Source organism: Actinoplanes sp. NBC_00393 (assembly GCF_036053395.1).
In the GTDB taxonomy this organism is placed as follows: domain Bacteria; phylum Actinomycetota; class Actinomycetes; order Mycobacteriales; family Micromonosporaceae; genus Actinoplanes.
On sequence record NZ_CP107942.1, the window covers coordinates 5,937,649 to 5,952,847 of the forward strand.

General features: G+C 68.6%; 18 protein-coding genes and 1 pseudogene. 12 read left to right on the top strand and 7 right to left on the bottom strand.

Features of this window, described 5'->3' with window-relative positions; translation table 11 throughout:
* Positions 1-3 precede the first annotated feature (3 nt).
* Positions 4-582, bottom strand: a complete 579-nt coding sequence (locus OHA21_RS27655) for a DUF4956 domain-containing protein (protein ID WP_328459649.1) — start codon at positions 580-582, stop codon at positions 4-6.
* A 133-nt stretch (positions 583-715) separates the two neighbouring features.
* Positions 716-1,297, bottom strand: coding sequence for a TetR/AcrR family transcriptional regulator (locus OHA21_RS27660; RefSeq protein ID WP_328459651.1), 582 nt, complete (start codon positions 1,295-1,297; stop codon positions 716-718).
* Positions 1,298-1,390: 93 nt separating this feature from the next.
* Here OHA21_RS27660 and OHA21_RS27665 point away from each other — a divergent pair, with 93 nt between their 5' ends.
* Together OHA21_RS27665 and OHA21_RS27670 are read left to right on the top strand one after the other, a co-directional pair.
* On the top strand, positions 1,391-2,356 hold the full coding sequence (locus tag OHA21_RS27665) for an NADP-dependent oxidoreductase (RefSeq protein WP_328459653.1): 966 nt from the start codon (positions 1,391-1,393) through the stop codon (positions 2,354-2,356).
* A 486-nt stretch (positions 2,357-2,842) separates the two neighbouring features.
* Entirely contained in the window at positions 2,843-3,694 is an 852-nt protein-coding gene (locus OHA21_RS27670) for a hypothetical protein (RefSeq protein WP_328459655.1), read from the top strand.
* 60 nt (positions 3,695-3,754) lie between these two features.
* Here OHA21_RS27670 and OHA21_RS27675 read toward each other — a convergent pair whose 3' ends face one another.
* A complete protein-coding gene (locus tag OHA21_RS27675) occupies positions 3,755-4,006 on the bottom strand; it encodes a hypothetical protein (protein ID WP_328459657.1) in 252 nt (83 codons plus the stop codon).
* A 354-nt stretch (positions 4,007-4,360) separates the two neighbouring features.
* Here OHA21_RS27675 and OHA21_RS27680 point away from each other — a divergent pair, with 354 nt between their 5' ends.
* Complete coding sequence (locus tag OHA21_RS27680; RefSeq protein ID WP_328459659.1) at positions 4,361-4,561, top strand: hypothetical protein; 201 nt, start codon at positions 4,361-4,363, stop codon at positions 4,559-4,561.
* Between the two features lie 209 nt (positions 4,562-4,770).
* Here OHA21_RS27680 and OHA21_RS27685 read toward each other — a convergent pair whose 3' ends face one another.
* Positions 4,771-5,634 (bottom strand): helix-turn-helix domain-containing protein, encoded by an 864-nt coding sequence (locus tag OHA21_RS27685; RefSeq protein WP_328459661.1) that lies wholly within the window; start codon positions 5,632-5,634, stop codon positions 4,771-4,773.
* Between the two features lie 27 nt (positions 5,635-5,661).
* A complete protein-coding gene (locus OHA21_RS27690) occupies positions 5,662-5,973 on the bottom strand; it encodes a hypothetical protein (RefSeq protein ID WP_328459663.1) in 312 nt (103 codons plus the stop codon).
* Positions 5,974-6,262: 289 nt separating this feature from the next.
* Between OHA21_RS27690 and OHA21_RS27695 the strand changes: the two genes are divergently transcribed.
* From OHA21_RS27695 to OHA21_RS27720, 6 genes and pseudogenes are all read left to right on the top strand, one after another.
* Positions 6,263-6,481 carry a hypothetical protein gene (locus OHA21_RS27695; RefSeq protein WP_328459665.1) on the top strand — a complete coding sequence of 73 codons (219 nt, stop codon included), beginning with the start codon at positions 6,263-6,265 and terminating at the stop codon, positions 6,479-6,481.
* A 17-nt stretch (positions 6,482-6,498) separates the two neighbouring features.
* Positions 6,499-6,750, top strand: a complete 252-nt coding sequence (locus tag OHA21_RS27700) for a hypothetical protein (RefSeq protein WP_328459667.1) — start codon at positions 6,499-6,501, stop codon at positions 6,748-6,750.
* A 526-nt stretch (positions 6,751-7,276) separates the two neighbouring features.
* Positions 7,277-8,557, top strand: a pseudogene (locus OHA21_RS27705) (M14 family metallopeptidase); the annotation flags it as partial.
* An 18-nt stretch (positions 8,558-8,575) separates the two neighbouring features.
* Positions 8,576-9,490 carry an aminoglycoside phosphotransferase family protein gene (locus OHA21_RS27710; protein ID WP_328459669.1) on the top strand — a complete coding sequence of 305 codons (915 nt, stop codon included), beginning with the start codon at positions 8,576-8,578 and terminating at the stop codon, positions 9,488-9,490.
* 127 nt (positions 9,491-9,617) lie between these two features.
* Complete coding sequence (locus OHA21_RS27715; protein ID WP_328459671.1) at positions 9,618-10,409, top strand: S1 family peptidase; 792 nt, start codon at positions 9,618-9,620, stop codon at positions 10,407-10,409.
* Between the two features lie 142 nt (positions 10,410-10,551).
* The gene (locus tag OHA21_RS27720; RefSeq protein ID WP_328459673.1) at positions 10,552-11,091 is read left to right on the top strand and encodes a pyridoxamine 5'-phosphate oxidase family protein; all 540 of its coding nucleotides are present in this window, start codon (positions 10,552-10,554) and stop codon (positions 11,089-11,091) included.
* A gap of 81 nt (positions 11,092-11,172) precedes the next feature.
* Here the strand turns inward: OHA21_RS27720 and OHA21_RS27725 are convergent, their stop codons facing one another.
* The gene (locus tag OHA21_RS27725; protein ID WP_328459674.1) at positions 11,173-12,990 is read right to left on the bottom strand and encodes a sensor domain-containing diguanylate cyclase; all 1,818 of its coding nucleotides are present in this window, start codon (positions 12,988-12,990) and stop codon (positions 11,173-11,175) included.
* 115 nt (positions 12,991-13,105) lie between these two features.
* Here OHA21_RS27725 and OHA21_RS27730 point away from each other — a divergent pair, with 115 nt between their 5' ends.
* From OHA21_RS27730 to OHA21_RS27740, 3 genes are all read left to right on the top strand, one after another.
* Positions 13,106-13,375 (top strand): hypothetical protein, encoded by a 270-nt coding sequence (locus OHA21_RS27730; RefSeq protein ID WP_328459676.1) that lies wholly within the window; start codon positions 13,106-13,108, stop codon positions 13,373-13,375.
* A gap of 93 nt (positions 13,376-13,468) precedes the next feature.
* The gene (locus OHA21_RS27735) at positions 13,469-13,801 is read left to right on the top strand and encodes an STAS domain-containing protein (RefSeq protein WP_328459678.1); all 333 of its coding nucleotides are present in this window, start codon (positions 13,469-13,471) and stop codon (positions 13,799-13,801) included.
* A gap of 7 nt (positions 13,802-13,808) precedes the next feature.
* Positions 13,809-14,879 carry a LuxR C-terminal-related transcriptional regulator gene (locus OHA21_RS27740; protein WP_328459680.1) on the top strand — a complete coding sequence of 357 codons (1,071 nt, stop codon included), beginning with the start codon at positions 13,809-13,811 and terminating at the stop codon, positions 14,877-14,879.
* Here OHA21_RS27740 and OHA21_RS27745 read toward each other — a convergent pair.
* Entirely contained in the window at positions 14,806-15,168 is a 363-nt protein-coding gene (locus tag OHA21_RS27745) for a winged helix-turn-helix transcriptional regulator (protein WP_328459682.1), read from the bottom strand. The genes OHA21_RS27740 and OHA21_RS27745 overlap by 74 nt on opposite strands.
* Between the last annotated feature and the right edge of the window lie 31 nt (positions 15,169-15,199).

Here is a 15,199-nt window from a genome sequence, read left to right on the forward strand (position 1 = left end):
GCATCAGCGCGCCCGCGCGAGCATCGGCGCACTCTGCCCTTGAGGGTACGAGTACCGCACCTCGACAACGGTGGTCTCATTGACCAGATCGATCCGCTCGACGGTGGCCGTGTGCACCCGTGCCCCGAGAACCCGCTCCAGCTGGGCGACCAGGGCGACCTGGTCGGTGAGCGCCGAGTCGAGCACCATCACCTGCCGCCGGTAGGTGCGGAACAACCGGGGATGGTCACCGAGATACATGACGACGAGAATCAGCCCCATCAATGCCGGGCACAGCCATGCCGGTCCCCCGCTGAGCGGCCCGAGAATGCCGAGCGCGAGCGCGGAGAAGTAGTAGGCCACTTCGTGCTGGTCCAATTCGGTGGAGCGCAGCCGGATGATCGACAGAACGCCGAACAGGCCCAGTCCGAGCCCTGCGCCGACGTTGCTGGAGCTCAGCGAACCGGCGACGGCCAGCACCCCGACGTTGACCCCGAGGTAGGCGACGACCAGGTCCCGCCGGCGGTGCCGGGGAAAGTAGAGGCCGAAGACCAGCAGGGAGACCGCGAGCAGATCTATCGCGAACAGCGCGAGCCGGGGCATAGTGGAGCGCCTCCATTGTCGTTCGGATTACCAATTGATGAACTTCAATGGAACGGTAACCGGCTGCAGCGCTGCAAACCATGCGCTGAACCTCAAAGAACGCTCGGAATCGTCTTTCCGGAACCTTTGGCGCTCAGCCCACTTGCGGCGGCGGCACCGGCAGCGGCCCGGCGCCCTGCGGGCGCAGGCCGTCGAAGATGATCGCCAGGTAGCGGCGCCACAGATCGGGGCCGCCGTGCGGGGCGAAGCCGGCCACATGGCCGGGCGCGCACATCAGCAGCGCGACATCCGTCCCGGTCACGTCGGCACGGATCGCCCCGGCCTCCCGGGCCCGCTCCACCAGGATGTCGATCAGAGCAAACATTTCGGTACGCGCATCGGCCAGCCGTTCGTTGACGGCGTGCGCCTCGCGCAGCAGGGACATGTCGTTCTGCTGCTGACGCTCGGCGGCGAGAGTAAGGAACTCCAGCAACGCGGCGCCCGGATCGTCAGCCGTGGTCAGCCGCTTTCCGGCGTGACTGAGCGCGCCGATCCGGTCCAGCATGACCTCGGCGAGCAGGTCGCCCTTGGTCGGGAAGTGCCGGAACACGGTGCCCTTGCCGATCCCGGCGCGCTGGGCGATGTCGGCGACCGAGACGTCGAGGCCCCGCTCGGCGAACGCGGCCTCGGCCGCGGCCAGCAGGAGAGCCCGGTTCCGGGCGGCATCGGCGCGCACAGCACGATTCTAATAAGTTGACCGGGCGGTCCGCTTAGGGCTAGCGTCTTGCTCGGAACCTGACCGAGCGGTCCGCTTATCGGAGGTGCGGGGATGAAGGCTGTCGTCACCACGGGTTATGGCCCGGCAGAGAAGTTCACGGTTGCTGACGTGCCGGTCCCCCGGCCCGGGCCAGGGCAGATCCAGGTCCGCATCGCTGCTGCCGCGCTCAACCCGGTCGACCTCAAGCTCGCCGCCGGTGACATGCAGGCCATGGTGGCGCTGGCCTTTCCGCATGTGCTCGGCAACGACTTCGCCGGCACGGTGACTGAGGTCGGTCCGGGCGTGACCACCTATGAGGTCGGAGACGAGATCTTCGGGCATGCCATGCCCCGGGCGCTGCGCCCGATCGCCGGCCAAGGCCGCCCTTCGCTGGGCACCGGCACCCTCGCCGAGTTCGCGGTGGTGGAGGCGGACACGCCGTTCATCGCTCGCCGCCCGCCCACGCTCTCCGCCGTCGAGGCCGCTGCGCTCGGCACTGCTGGCCTGACCGCGCGGGCTCTCGCCTTCACGGCGGCCATCCAGCCCGGCGAGGTCGTCCTGGTCGTCGGCGCCACCGGCGGCGTCGGCACGGCTCTCATACCGTTGCTGCGCAATGCGGCGCACGTCGTCGCCACGGCCCATCCCGCAGACGCCGATCTGCTGCGCAAGCTCGGTGCCGACGAGGTCGTCGGTTACGCGGAGTCGTCCTATCCCTCTGGCGTTGACGTCGCTCTCAACCTGGCGCTCCCTAGTGACCAGCTTGCGGGTGTGGCCCGTGCCCTGCGCTCCGGCGGCCGGCTTTACACGATCACCTTCCCGGTCCCCCGCCAGGAGTGGGTGGGCCGAGACGACGTCTCCGTCCAGTTGGTGCTCGACACCGAGGGTGAGCTGGGCGGCATGCAGGAGGTCGCCGACCTGGCCGTTGACGGCGAGCTCGTGGCTACGGTCAGCCGCACCTATTCGCTGGAGGAGGGCCCGCAGGCTTACGTCGATCTGGCCAATCGGCACACCGTCGGCAAGCTGGTCGTCCTGCCCTGAGCGCTTCAGCGGCGGTCAATGACCCAGCACCTTTTCGCCGGACGTGCGGAGGCCGCCCCAGGTGCGCACGTCGAGACGGTTGCGGCCCCTTGGAGGCCAGCCGACTTCGGATCGGCCTGACCCAATCTGCGCGGAGCGCCCGGCTGTGCCTTTCCCTGCGCAAATGGAGGTCACCGCGCCTTTCTCCACGGAATGGAGGTCAGCGCCGAACTGCGGGGCCTACGGCGTGGGCCGTGCGCTTCTAGCAGCCGGCGAGGTCGCGGTCGCGGAGCGCGGGGCCAGCGCACCGGTATTGAACGTCTTCGGCTCCAACGCCGCAGCGGTCCACCTCTACACACCGGCAGCTATCGGGTGATGTCGGGGTACTCGCTGTTCTGCAGAGGCGAGTACTGCTGATCTTGCACAGCTCAGCCGCCTCGACTGGGGGTACTGGTCAAGGATTGCTGCTGGTTGGATCAGCCGTGTTGTAGCCGCTGCTGATGCGACATGATGATCACTGTGCCGGTCATTCGTCTGAGTTTCAGGGTCCACTCTGCGGAGATCGTCAACGATGGTTGGCGCCTGGAGGGTAAGCCGGATTTCCATGTGCGGCACTGGCCGAAGCCCGGCGAGCGGTTCGACACCGTGACGCAAGAGCACGGGCGTCACGAGCGAGCGGTCCAACTCACCGTCGCCGAACTCACCGCAACCCATGCCATCGTCACCGGCGTCGGAGGCGAGTTGCTCCGGCCCGGCGACTACCTGTTCGGTGAACGCAACGCTGAACCGAATGGTGGCGATGTTGACCTCGGCGAGCTTCTGGGCCTGTCTCCGTCGACGGCGGTGCTCGACTGGTCAGGAGCTGAAGCTGCTCTGGGCGTCACTCTGCCGCGCGACTACAAACGCTTCATCGGCGCCTATGGGCCGGGCACCATCGACGACTGCCTGATCGTGAACGGCATAGGAGGACAGTACGACCTGGCCGAAGAGAATCGGTTGGCCCGATCGTTGGTGCGCATGGATTTCGGTGACCTGGACGCCTGGTCGGAGGAAGCGGAGTGGCAGCTCGGCGACGCCGCGCACTGGACACCCGATCGGGTCGATATCCCGAGCTGGTTTCAGCCGGGCGACGATCTCGTCGCGTGGGGCAGTTGGACCTCCTCACCCCTTTTCCTGTTCTGGCACGTTCGCCCGAACGTTCCCGCTGACGCCTGGACGGTGGTGCTGAAGGAGCGGGGCCCTTACTGGGAGCGCTTCGATAGCGGCTTCACCACGACTCTGGCCGGCTTGCTCACCGGCGACCTGCAGAGCAGGTATCTCAGCCGCTGGCTCAGCGGGCCGCACACTTACAGCCATTGATCAATGCGGCTGTTCTGAAGTGGGATCGAACGCCCAAACGACAGCCCGGCCGGCGAAGCGTTAGGAACTAGATCCGTCGCGGTAGGCCGGATCCTGGAGGTGTCGGCGGGTCAGGCTGAGCATGTCGATCAGCCAGCCGGGGCCGCCGGTGACGCCGTGGGCGCGTAGGAAACGGTCGACCTCGGCGCGGGTCGCCGGGTTGGTGTGGGTGAAGAAGTCTTCGCAGACTTCGAGCAGCAGTTCCAACAGATCGTCGTGGCCGGTGACCGCGAGACCGCCGGGCCCGGGGCGGTGGCGCCACCGTAGCTGCACCGGCGGCCAAGTATTTCTTGACGGTCCGCCAGTTCAGGCCGGTCTCGCGAGCGATCTCCGAAACGCTGGCCCCTGTCGTAGCGCCCGGAACCGGCGCACATCCAGCCATCGCTGCTCATCCAACGCTCCCATCGTCAGCCGCCCCACGCCCGCTCGACAACGACCCGAGCAGCGTCACGCTGAGCGTTTCGCGTACGACGGACAAACCGTGCTCACCTCTGCACGTTCACCCGTACGCAGCTCTGCACTCTTAGCCGTACGCCGACAGGTGACGAGTCAGCAGGTGCGCAAGGCCCTTGGCGAGACCGCCCACGAGTGAGGAGTCGGTGTGGCGTGAGCGGGTATACGCGGATCATGACTGACTACGACCCTGAGCAGTTCGCCGAGTTCACCACGCAGGACGGGCCTGGTTCGGCTGACGTCGCGGAGCGGCCCGACGGGCAGCAGCATCCGGAGCAGGAGCACCCGGAGCAGGAGGCACACGGCGGCAGCATGGCACCCGGCCTCGTCGACCCGACGGGGCGTGAGGTCGCCGACCCGCCGCCAGGTCACTGACGTTCCGGGCGGGTCTCGCGAGTGCGGCCGCCGCTCGGCTGTGCGGCTGCCGGCGGCTGGCCGATTCGTCGTGCGCCTGCGGCCGCCACTGGCCACTCGCATGTGGCTGCAGCCGCCACTGGCCACTCCGCCATGCGACTGCCGTTTGGGACGGCAGTCGCGCCGCCGTGCGGCTCGTTGGTGTGCCGGGGCGGCGGCGCCTGCCGCGGCTAACGCGGATTCAGTTGATCGGCGTAGTAGCGCTGGTACTTATCCAGTAAGGGGGCCAGATCGTCGATGGCGCTGGTTAGGAACAGGTCGAAGACCTGGCGGTAGCGGTCGACGTCGTTGCGGCCGCGGGACGTCAGGCCCGTGTTGTAAACGTCGATGATCACCATGTTGTCGTCGAGCAGCGTGAAGCCGTGGAGCGGCGGGATCTCGACGGGGGCTCCGTCTGGGATGACGCCGATGGTGATGTTGGGCCGGGCGGAGAGCGTGCGCAGGCGCTCGACTTGGCCCAGCATCTCGGTCGGCGGGCAGATTCCGTTGCGTAGCACTGCCTCGGTGATGATGAAGTGGAAGGATTTGGCCCGGTCGGCCAGGATCTCCTGACGGCGGGTCCGCTCGGTGACAGCCGCCGCCATGGCCATCTCCAGGTTGTCCTCGGCTGATGTTCGCACCAGGCGCTGGAAGGACAACATCGCCGCTCGCGCATACTCTCCGGTCTGCGCGAGGCCGGGCAACACCGCGGGCTGGAAATCTCGGACAGTCCGGGTCGCCGCCTCCCAGTCAGCCACGTTCTCCTGACGACTGGCCAAGGTGGCGGATGTGGGACGCCAGTCGGTCATCCGGTCATGCGACTGCTCGGCGCGTTCCATCAGGGAGCGGACGAGTGTCTCGTCCGCTCCGAGTGCACGGGCGATGGTGGCGATGTCTTCCGGGTCAGGCAGGCCGCGGCCGCGTTCGATGCGGGAGATCTTCGGCTGGCTCATACCGACCAACTCCGCCAGCTGCGCGCCGGTAAGGCGCTGGGCGCGGCGCATTTGAGCCAGGACCGCACCGACCGGCTCCTGATCGACAAGGGGACCATCCAACAGGCTCGTCCCCCAATCGCAGGACGGTCATGGCAGCTTTTGCAAAGCTTCCTTCAGTAGATCAAGTGGCACTTCGACGAGGGCTTCACCGTCGGGCACGTCGACGCCGGCCTGAACAGCGGTCACGGTGTAACCCTGCACGACGAGGCGACCAGTGTCCGAGACGTAGATCGTCGGACACGAACCGGCGGTGCACACGTTCGCAATCGGGCGCAAGGGGGCGAACGAGTGAGGGGCGCCGGCCGAAGCGGACCGCCTGGCGTTCATGAGACGAAGAGTAACCAGGGCGGCGGCACCGAGGACGACCATGCCACCGATCGCGCTGAAGGCAAGATTCACCGCCTAAAACTATAGTCAAGCGCCTTGGATAACCAGGCGAATAGATCACTTGATGGAGTGACTTACCGGTCAGCTTCTTGACAGAAAAGGTCGGATCTTTGAACCCGTCCGGATGCCGGCGACGGTGCTTCGGCGGGGCATCTTGTAGCTGATCTGCAGCGTAGCAGTTTGCCAGGTTCCTGATCGACCTTTATGCGTAGAGAATTCGCATCCTATGAATATCTGTGGAAATTCATGGGCGTCACATAGATGCTCGACGCAGGAATCCATCACGCCCTTGGTGGTACTCATGGTCGACAAATCGCTACCGGAGTTGCCGCTCCTCGGTGATCACAGCCTGATCTTCCTGATGCTTGCAGCACTCTGCCTCGTCGTCGCGATCCGGTTCGTCAAGCGCGCGCTCGAGCCGATCGGCGCGATCGTGGAATCGGTCGCCGCGGCAGCCGCCGTCTTCCTCGCCCTCGGCCTGGCCCTCGTGCTGGTCCTGGCCGCCGCCCTCAGCCAGTAGCCCCAGGGGAGGCCACCATGTCCGCACTCGCCATCGTCGGCCTCGTCACCATGCTGGTCGCGTTCTTCCTGCTGGTGGAACTCGTCTCGGCGGCGCTGCCGTTGCTGATCGTCATCACCCTGGTCCCGCCCGCACAGCGACGGGAACTGGCCTTTCTGCTGGCAGTAGCAGACAGCAGCAGCCGGTTACGGCTGTGGCCGGCCCTCCGAGCCGCGGTCGCCGCACGCCGGGACGAGCTCAACCGGCCGCACCGGCCGACGGCGATGTGAGCAAGCCTCAGCACCGATCAACAGCGAAACGGGACGAAGCTGCAGCGATTGCCCCGCCTCCGCAGGGTCCCACCGGGCTTGCCCACGTGGCCTTGCTCAGGTACGAGCCGCCCGGCCGAAGGGGGCTGACTGCGGACGGCCAGGCTATGGACGGACTGCGGTGGGCGGCTGGCTGCAGGAGGCCGACCGTGGCGGTTCACCGTAGGCGGCCGGCCATGAACGGCCACCGCAGCGGACGGACGGCAGGAGGCCGGTCATGGCGATCCGCGATGGCAGGACTACGGCAACCTTGACCGTGGTTGGCGGATGACGGTGCGCGGTCTGCGCGTGCGGACCGCGGCGTGCGGCCCGCGGTGGGTGGTGAGCAGCGCGGGGATGCACGGCGCGGGATGCACGGACTGAGGCGGCCGATGGCGGCCGGCTGGCTGGGACGGCAGGGCATCACATGTGTATCAGGGGATGATTGGCATGGCCTGATGCATTGCTGACTCTCTATACGTGGTGGTGGGGTAGGGGAACCATTCCCCTGCACCCCCGGAGGTCGTTCATGAGACGACGATCCCTGGCCGCCGTTGCTGCGGTTGCGCTCTGTGTCACCGGCGCGTTTGCCGGCTCCTCGCCTGCCGGCGCGGGAGCTACGCCGGATCCCGCGGCTGAATATGAGATCTACGACGTGCGTACGCAAGCGCACCGCAACACCATCGCCCGCACCGGTGTGGCGATCGAGGACATCGAGCACGGGGTTGCCACGGTCACGGCTACCGGGGCTGAGGTCAGCCGACTGCGGAAGCTCGGGTTCACCGTGCAAGAGGTCATGCAGACCTTTGACTTCCCGCCGGCGGACTCGGCCTACCACAACTACAGCGAGACCATTGCGGCGATCAACTCGGCTGTGGCTGCCTACCCGGCGATTGCCAGCAAGCGGGTGCTCGGGAAGTCGTACGAGGGCCGCGACATCGTGGCGGTGAAGATCTCGGACAACGTGGCGACCGACGAGGCCGAGCCGGAGGTGCTGTTCGACGCCAACCACCACGCCCGCGAGCACCTCACCGTGGAGCAGGCGCTTTACCTGCTGGGGCAGTTCACCAGCGGATATGCCGGTGACACGCGGGTTCGCAACATCGTCAACAGCCGGGAGATCTGGATCATCCCGATGGTGAACCCGGACGGCGTCGAGTACGACATCGCGTCCGGCAGCTACCGGTCGTGGCGTAAGAACCGGCAACCCAACAGCGGGTCCAGCTATGTCGGCACCGACCTGAACCGCAACTACGGCTACCGCTGGGGCTGCTGCGGCGGCTCGTCCGGCAGCACCTCGAGTGCCACCTACCGCGGGCCGTCGGCGTTCTCCGCGCCGGAGACCCGGGTGATCCGTGACTTCGTCAACAGCCGGGTGGTCGGCGGCGTCCAGCAGATCAAGGCTGCCATCGACTTCCACTCGTATTCGCAGCTGGTCCTCTGGCCCTACGGGCACACGACCGCAAACACCAGCACCGGCATGAACGCGGACCAGGCCAACACGTTCGCCACGTTCGGCCGGCAGATGGCCGCCACCAACGGTTACACGCCGCAACAGTCCAGCGATCTGTACATCACCGATGGTGACTCGCTCGACTGGCTCTGGGGCACGCACAAGATCTTCGCGTACACCTTCGAGCTGTACCCGGGCAGCGCGTCCGGTGGCGGTTTCTACCCGTCGGCCAGCGTCATCCCGCGCGAGACGTCCCGCAACCGCGAGGCCGCGCTGCTGCTCGCCGAGGTCGCGGACTGCCCGTACAAGGTAATTGGGAAGCAGGCCACCTACTGCTAATCGGATACTCGCTGCGTGCGGATATCCGAAGAAACAGTGCGCAAGCTGGTCGCGGCACAGTTTCCCGAGTGGACGGACCTGCCCGTGCGGCAGGTCCGTTCCGCTGGGACGGTCAATGCGATCTTCCGCATCGGCGCGGGCCTCACGGCCCGCTTCCCGCTGCGCGACATCGAAAGCGGCAACGAGCGCGCCAGCGAAACCGAGCGGGACAGCGAGATCGAGCAGGTCAGGCAAGAGATCGAGGCCGAGGCGCGGGCGGCCAGGTTGTTGCACGGCAAGACCAGATTCGGTACGCCGGAGCCCGTCGCGATCGGCGAGCCGGGGTACGGATACCCGCTGCCCTGGTCGGTGCAGACGTGGCTGCCCGGCACCATCGCCACCGACGACGACCCCGGTGACTCCGAGCCGTTCGCCCGCGACCTGGCCGAACTGATCACCGCGATGCGGGCCGTCGGCACCGAGGGACGCACCTTCGACGGCCGCGGCCGGGGTGGAGTCATCGCCGACCACGAGGGCTGGGTGCAGACCTGCCTGACCGAAAGTGAGCGCCTGCTCCCCGTACCCCGGCTCCGTAGGCTCTGGGAAGCAATGCGCGAGTTGCCTCGCGGCAGTGACAAGGATGTGATGACCCACGGTGACCTGATGCCCGGCAACATGCTGGTGGCTGCAGGCCGCCTGGCCGGTGTCCTCGACGTCGGCGGCTTCCGGCCGGCCGACCCGGCGCTGGATCTGACCTGCGCCTGGCATCTGCTGGAGCCCGGACCGCGGCGGGTGCTGCGCGCCGAACTCGGCTGTGACGACCTGGAGTGGGCGCGCGGGCGGGCGTGGGCGTTCGAGCAGTCGCTCGGCCTGGTCTGGTACTACGAGACGAGCAATCCGGTGATGAGCGGAATCGGCCGGCGCACGCTGGAGCGGATCCTCAGTGGTTAAGGGCAGGTTACCGCCGGGCATGGTCCGCGGTATGAGTGCCATGGGATTTAAAAATCTACATACATAAATGCATGCTCTCCTCAGCGGCGTTCCCCACCGGGGGCGCCCCGACTGAGGAGGACCCCCGATGCGCAGATGGCGAACCCTTCTGGCCGCTGTGATCACCGCCGCGAGCATGGGTGTGCTCGTCGCGCCGAGCTCCGCCGTCGCGGACGAGACGCCTGTGACCCCGTACGTCGTCGGTGGCACCCGGGCCGCCCTCGGGGAGTTCCCGTGGATGGTGCGGCTGTCGATGGGCTGCGGTGGCGCGCTCTACAGCCCGACGCTGGTGCTGACCGCGGCGCACTGTGTGAGCCGGACCGGCACGAACACGTCCATCACGGCCACTCTCGGCGCGGTCGACCTGCAGTCCAGCAGCCGGATCACCCGGCGGTCGAACTACGTGTACCGGGCTCCTGGGTACAACGGGAACGGCGACGACTGGGCGTTCATCCGGCTGTCCAGCGCGGTGACCGGGGTGGCCACGCTGCCGATCGCGACCAGCACCGCTTACGACTCGGGGACGTTCACGATCGCGGGCTGGGGCGCCAACCGGGAGGGTGGGGCGCAGCAGCGGTACCTGTTGAAGGCGACCGTGCCGTTCGTCAGTGACGCCACGTGCAACTCGAGCGCGATGTACGGCGGTGAGGTGATCGCGGCCGAGGAGATCTGCGCGGGGTACACGGCCGGTGGGGTCGACACCTGCCAGGGTGACTCGGGTGGGCCGATGTTCCGTCGCGACGCCGCCAACGCCTGGATCCAGGTGGGCATCGTGAGCTGGGGCGCCGGGTGTGCGCGGCCGAACAAGCCGGGCGTCTACACCCAGGTCAGCTACTTCTCGTCGGCGATCCGCTCGGCCGCGAGCAGCCTGGGCGGCTGACAGAGACAACTCGCCCTGCGGGTGCGGCGAGCCGCCGGGAGCGGCCGCCCACCCGCAGTGCTGCTTGCGGGCACGGGTGCGACCGCCGAGGACTGGGACCAGAACGCCGCGGTGCGCCGCCCACCTGGAATGATCCACGTCCATGACGGTGACCAATCCCTGGCTGGCCGGGCCGGCGCCGACGAAGCGGCTCGACCGCGAACGGCTCGAGGAACGCATCCTCAACCTGCTGTCCAGCCAGAACATGTGCGTGCTGGCCACCGCCGGGCCGAGTGGACCGCTCGCCACCCCGGTCCGCTACTTCCACCTCGGCTTCACCCTCGTCTTCACCGCCGCCGGGGACTCGCCGAAGATGCGCAACCTGCGCGCCGACCCGCGGATCTCGGTCGGCGTCTTCGCTCCGCTGGTCGGTCAGGCCAGCAGCCGCGGCGCGCAGATCTTCGGTGCGGCCCGGATCCTGCAGCCCGGCGACGCGGATTTCGACGAGCACTGGGCGGTGGTGCGCTGGCAGTCTGATCACGTGGAACGGTCCCGGTCGCTGGACGACCCGCCGCTGGGCCCGATCGGGGTGGTCGCGGCCGACAAGATCGTCTACACCGAGCACTGGCTTCGCCGCGAAGGTTTCGCGCCCCGGCAGATCTGGCGGTCAAGCTCAAGCCCGGCGGCCGCGCTGGAGCCGTAAGGCCGCTGATGCTCGCGTCGTGCGGCGGAACGGGGTAGCTGGGGTTGGGGACGGGCATTGCCCGTACCGGAAAGAAAAACCTCAGGGAGTGACGGCCAAGCTCTCCGGCGCCCCACAGACCGCATCGCGGCCGTTGTTCTTCGCCTCGTAGAGGGCGTGGTCGGCGCGGTCGAGCAGCTGCGTGGCCGATTCGGCGCCGTTCCACGCTGCGTAACCGATGCTGCAGGTCTCGTCGTCGGGCATCGCCCGGCGGACGCGCTCGAGGACCGCCGCGGCCTCGGCCGGCGTGTGACCGGGCAGCGCGATCACGAACTCCTCGCCGCCCCAGCGGGCGATCACGTCGCCCGCGCCGAGCTCGCCGGCGAACGCGGCCGCGGCCCGGTGCAACAGGTCGTCGCCGCCGTTGTGACCGAAAGTGTCGTTGTAGCGCTTGAAGTGGTCCAGGTCGGCGATCGCCACGGTGAGCGGACCGCCGTCGGCCATCAGATCGTCCAGCCGGCGCTGCCAGGCCCGGCGATTGGGCAGGCCGGTGAGAGTGTCGGTGAACGCCATCTGCTCGAGGCGACGCAGCAGACGCTCGTGCTCCAGCGCGAGGGCGGTCTCGTCGGCGAGCAGGGCCACGGCGCGGGCACGGTGATCGCTGACCGATTCCACCCGCCGCTTCCAGCCGACTGCGAGCACCGCCATCGCCTTGCCGTCGACGAGGACCGGCTGCCACAGCATGGAACGGCCCTCGACGAGCTTCAGCAGAGCGGGCGAGACCCGCGGGTCGTGCGCCGGGTCGGACAGGAAGATCGGCTCGCGGTCCTGGAAGACGCGGGAGGTCATCGAGGTGCCGTCGAGCGTCACCCGGGTGCCCATCACGTCGGCGCCGGCCACGCCCGTGGCCACCAGTTCGGTGGGGGCGGCCAGGCCGTTCGCGGCGGGCTCCAGCAGGGTGACGTTGTCGGCCTCGGCGAGTTCACGGACGGCCGCGATGATCGTGCTGCGGGCGTCCTCGCCGGTGCGGATCCGCCGGGAGGCGGCCGAGACGGCGGCGAGCAGGCGGTCCGACTCGCGGACGGCGAACTCCGCGAGACGCCGGTCGGTGATGTCCTGCAGCTGCAGCAAGGTCCACGAACCGTCACCGCCGCTGCTGTGGCCGACGGTCAGCCAGGCCCAGCGTTCGGTGCCGTCCGGGCGGACGAAACGCTTCTCGGCCTCGCCGTTCTCCAGGTAGGGCCGGCTGCTCGCGCCGACGAGCTGGTCCTCGGGCAGGCCGGCCAGCTCGCAGAACGCCGGGTTGACGGCGACCAGGACGCCGTTCTCGTCGGCGATCCCGACCCCGGCCGGGGTGGCGTGGAAGAGGCTGGTGAAGCGGTCGGCTACGGCGGCCACCTGGTCACGGGCCACCCGCAGCTGGCGCTGCCGGCGGCGTACCGCCTCGTGCAGGATGGCGGCGAGCAGCGCGGCGATCACCAGCTGCACGGCGTAGTGGCCGAGCTCGGGCGTACGCAGTTCGGGGCGCCCGGCGACGGCGAGCGCCCAGCCGGCGAGGCCGAACGTCGCGGCGCCCACGGCGACCGCGCGGGACGGAACCGCCGCGCCGACGCCGACCAGGGCGAGCATCAGCAGCGTGGTGAAATGCAGCTGCCCGGTCATCGCGACCTGGGCGACGCTGTCCAGCACCGGCAGGAAACCCAGCGCGCCGCCGGTGAGCCAGCGCAGACCGGGCCGGTCGGCGATCGGCAGCGCGGCGAAACCGAGCATCGCGGCCGTGGCGGCGGCGAGCGCGGTCATCGCCGGGCGGGCCGCGCCGGTGATGGTGAGGAAGTTCGTGATCGACAGGGCCACGTAGAAGGCCGCGAACGCGCTGCGCATCCACCGGGTCGCGCCCGCATCGTGCTCGTCGGTGCTCATGACCGTCCCTCCCTCCGCCGCCACGTTTGTCGGTCGGCGGAGCGCGGACTTGAGGGATCACCTGGTTGAAGGCCGTCGGTAAGGTCGGGACAGCGACCTGCCGCCGGCACCGCAGGTGGTGGTGCCGTATAAGCGGGTGCCGCAGGTCAGCCGCCTGCCGATGCTCGCGCTGATCTTCGGGGCGCTGTCGCTGCCGCTGGTCGCCTGTTTCCCGTTCGGCGCCACCTCGGCCGTGGCCGGCATCGTGCTGGGCATCCTGGGCATCCGCGCCGGAGACCGCGGTCAGGCCGTCGCCGGGGTGGTCTTCGGCGTGGTCGGCATCGTCCTGCAGATCCTGGTGTGGGGGTTCTTCACCGCCATGGTCGACGCACCGTCGCCTACTTGACACTTCGTACCGTAATTTCTTCCGCTGTGCGCACCCCGCCCTCGCCTCTACCGTCACACCTGGAAGCGTGGGAACGGGTGGAGGTACGGCGAAATGCGCGATTCGTGGGAATACGTGCTGGACGCGTCGCCGCCGCAGATCTACGTGAAAACCAGCCGGCGGCCCACCGGTGACTGGCTCGTCGAGGTCACCGGCGAACTCGATTTCTACACCGCGCCGAAGTTCCGCGAGCATCTGAACGGGCCCCTGCAGAGCGGTCACGTCGACCTGGACCTCAGCGGGCTCGAGTTCTGTGATCACGCGGGGTTACGGGAGCTGCGTACGTTTGAGACCGAGCCGGTCCGGATCGTGGCTGCACACCAGTGCGTGAATCTCGTGATGCGACTGTGCGGTGTGGAGGTGTTGCTCGGCCACGTCGCGGCATGATGGACGGGTGAGCGCCGCGGACCGCGGACGGATCTCTGCCGAGATCTTCGAGATCGCGACGATGCACGGCAGCGTGGAGCGACGGGCCCAGGCCCTGCTGGAGCCGCTGGCCCCGCTGCTGCGGTACGACGCGGCCTGGATCAGCCTGCTCGATCCGGAACACCGGGCGCAGCGCACCGTCGCCATCACCGGATACTCCGAGCGGGTACGCCGCTTCTACAACGGCGCCGCGTTCATGGCGGAGATGGAGCTCATCGGCCTGAACGCCCGCCACCGGCCGATCCGGGCCAAGGACTGCCCGGTGCCGGTCGCCGACCTCGAGGTGTGGGCCGACTACCTGGAACCGGCCGGCTTCGGCGAGGGCCTGACCACCTCACTGCTCACCCCGGACGGCCGCTACCTGGGCATTCTCGGCTCGCACAACGAGTCCAGCGTTCCGCCGAGCGACGAGGTCAGCGACGAACTGCACCGGCTGGCCCCGCTCATCGCGCACGCGGTGGATCCGATGCGCGGCATCACCGCACTCGCCGGTCTGGTCGGTGACGCCGCGGCCGGAGTCGTACTGACCCACGGCGGGCGCACTGAGCCGCTGCCCGGCCTGCCCGGCGATCCGCTGCTCGACGTCGATTCACCGGCACTCGCCAACGCCACCGCGCTGGTCGGCCTGCACAGCCACGTGACGTTCCTGGTGCCCTGCGATCCGGAGGGCACCGACTTGGCCCGGATCACCGCGCTGACCTGCCCCCCGCAACCGCCCGGCCACCACCGGGCCGTCGTGCTGCTGTCCCCGCCACCCGATCTGCACGGCCTGACCCGCCGGGAACTGCAGGTCCTCGGCCTGCTCGTGGACGGCAGCACGAACGCCGCCATCGCCGCCGCGCTGAACATCACTGCGCGTACCACGATCGGCCACATCGAGCACGTCATGACCAAGCTCGACGCCGGCTCCCGCACGATCGCCGCGTTGCGCGCCCAGCGCGAGGGCCTCTACATCCCCGCGGGCGTCACCTTCGGTGCCGCGCCCGCGCCGCCTCGATCTCGCCGGCGTTCCGCACCGCCCACTCCCCGATCGCGATGATCAGCGGCAGCAGCGAACTGCCGAGATCAGTCAGGGCATATTCCACCCGCTGAGCAGTCACGCGCCGGCTCACCAGGCCGTCACTCTCCAGGATCCGCAGCGTACGGGTGAGAATGCGCCGGCTCAGCCCCAGCACCGAACGGTCCAGCTCGTTGAAGCCGCGCGGCCCGTCGCTGAGCACGGCGAGGATCAGCACACTCCATTTCTCGCCGACCCGGGTCAGGATGTCGGTCGCCGCGCACGTCGCACGATCGGCCGGAGTCGCGGGCAGCGGGATCACCGGTGACATCAATGTGCCTTCTTTCGGGCGGCGCCGGGTG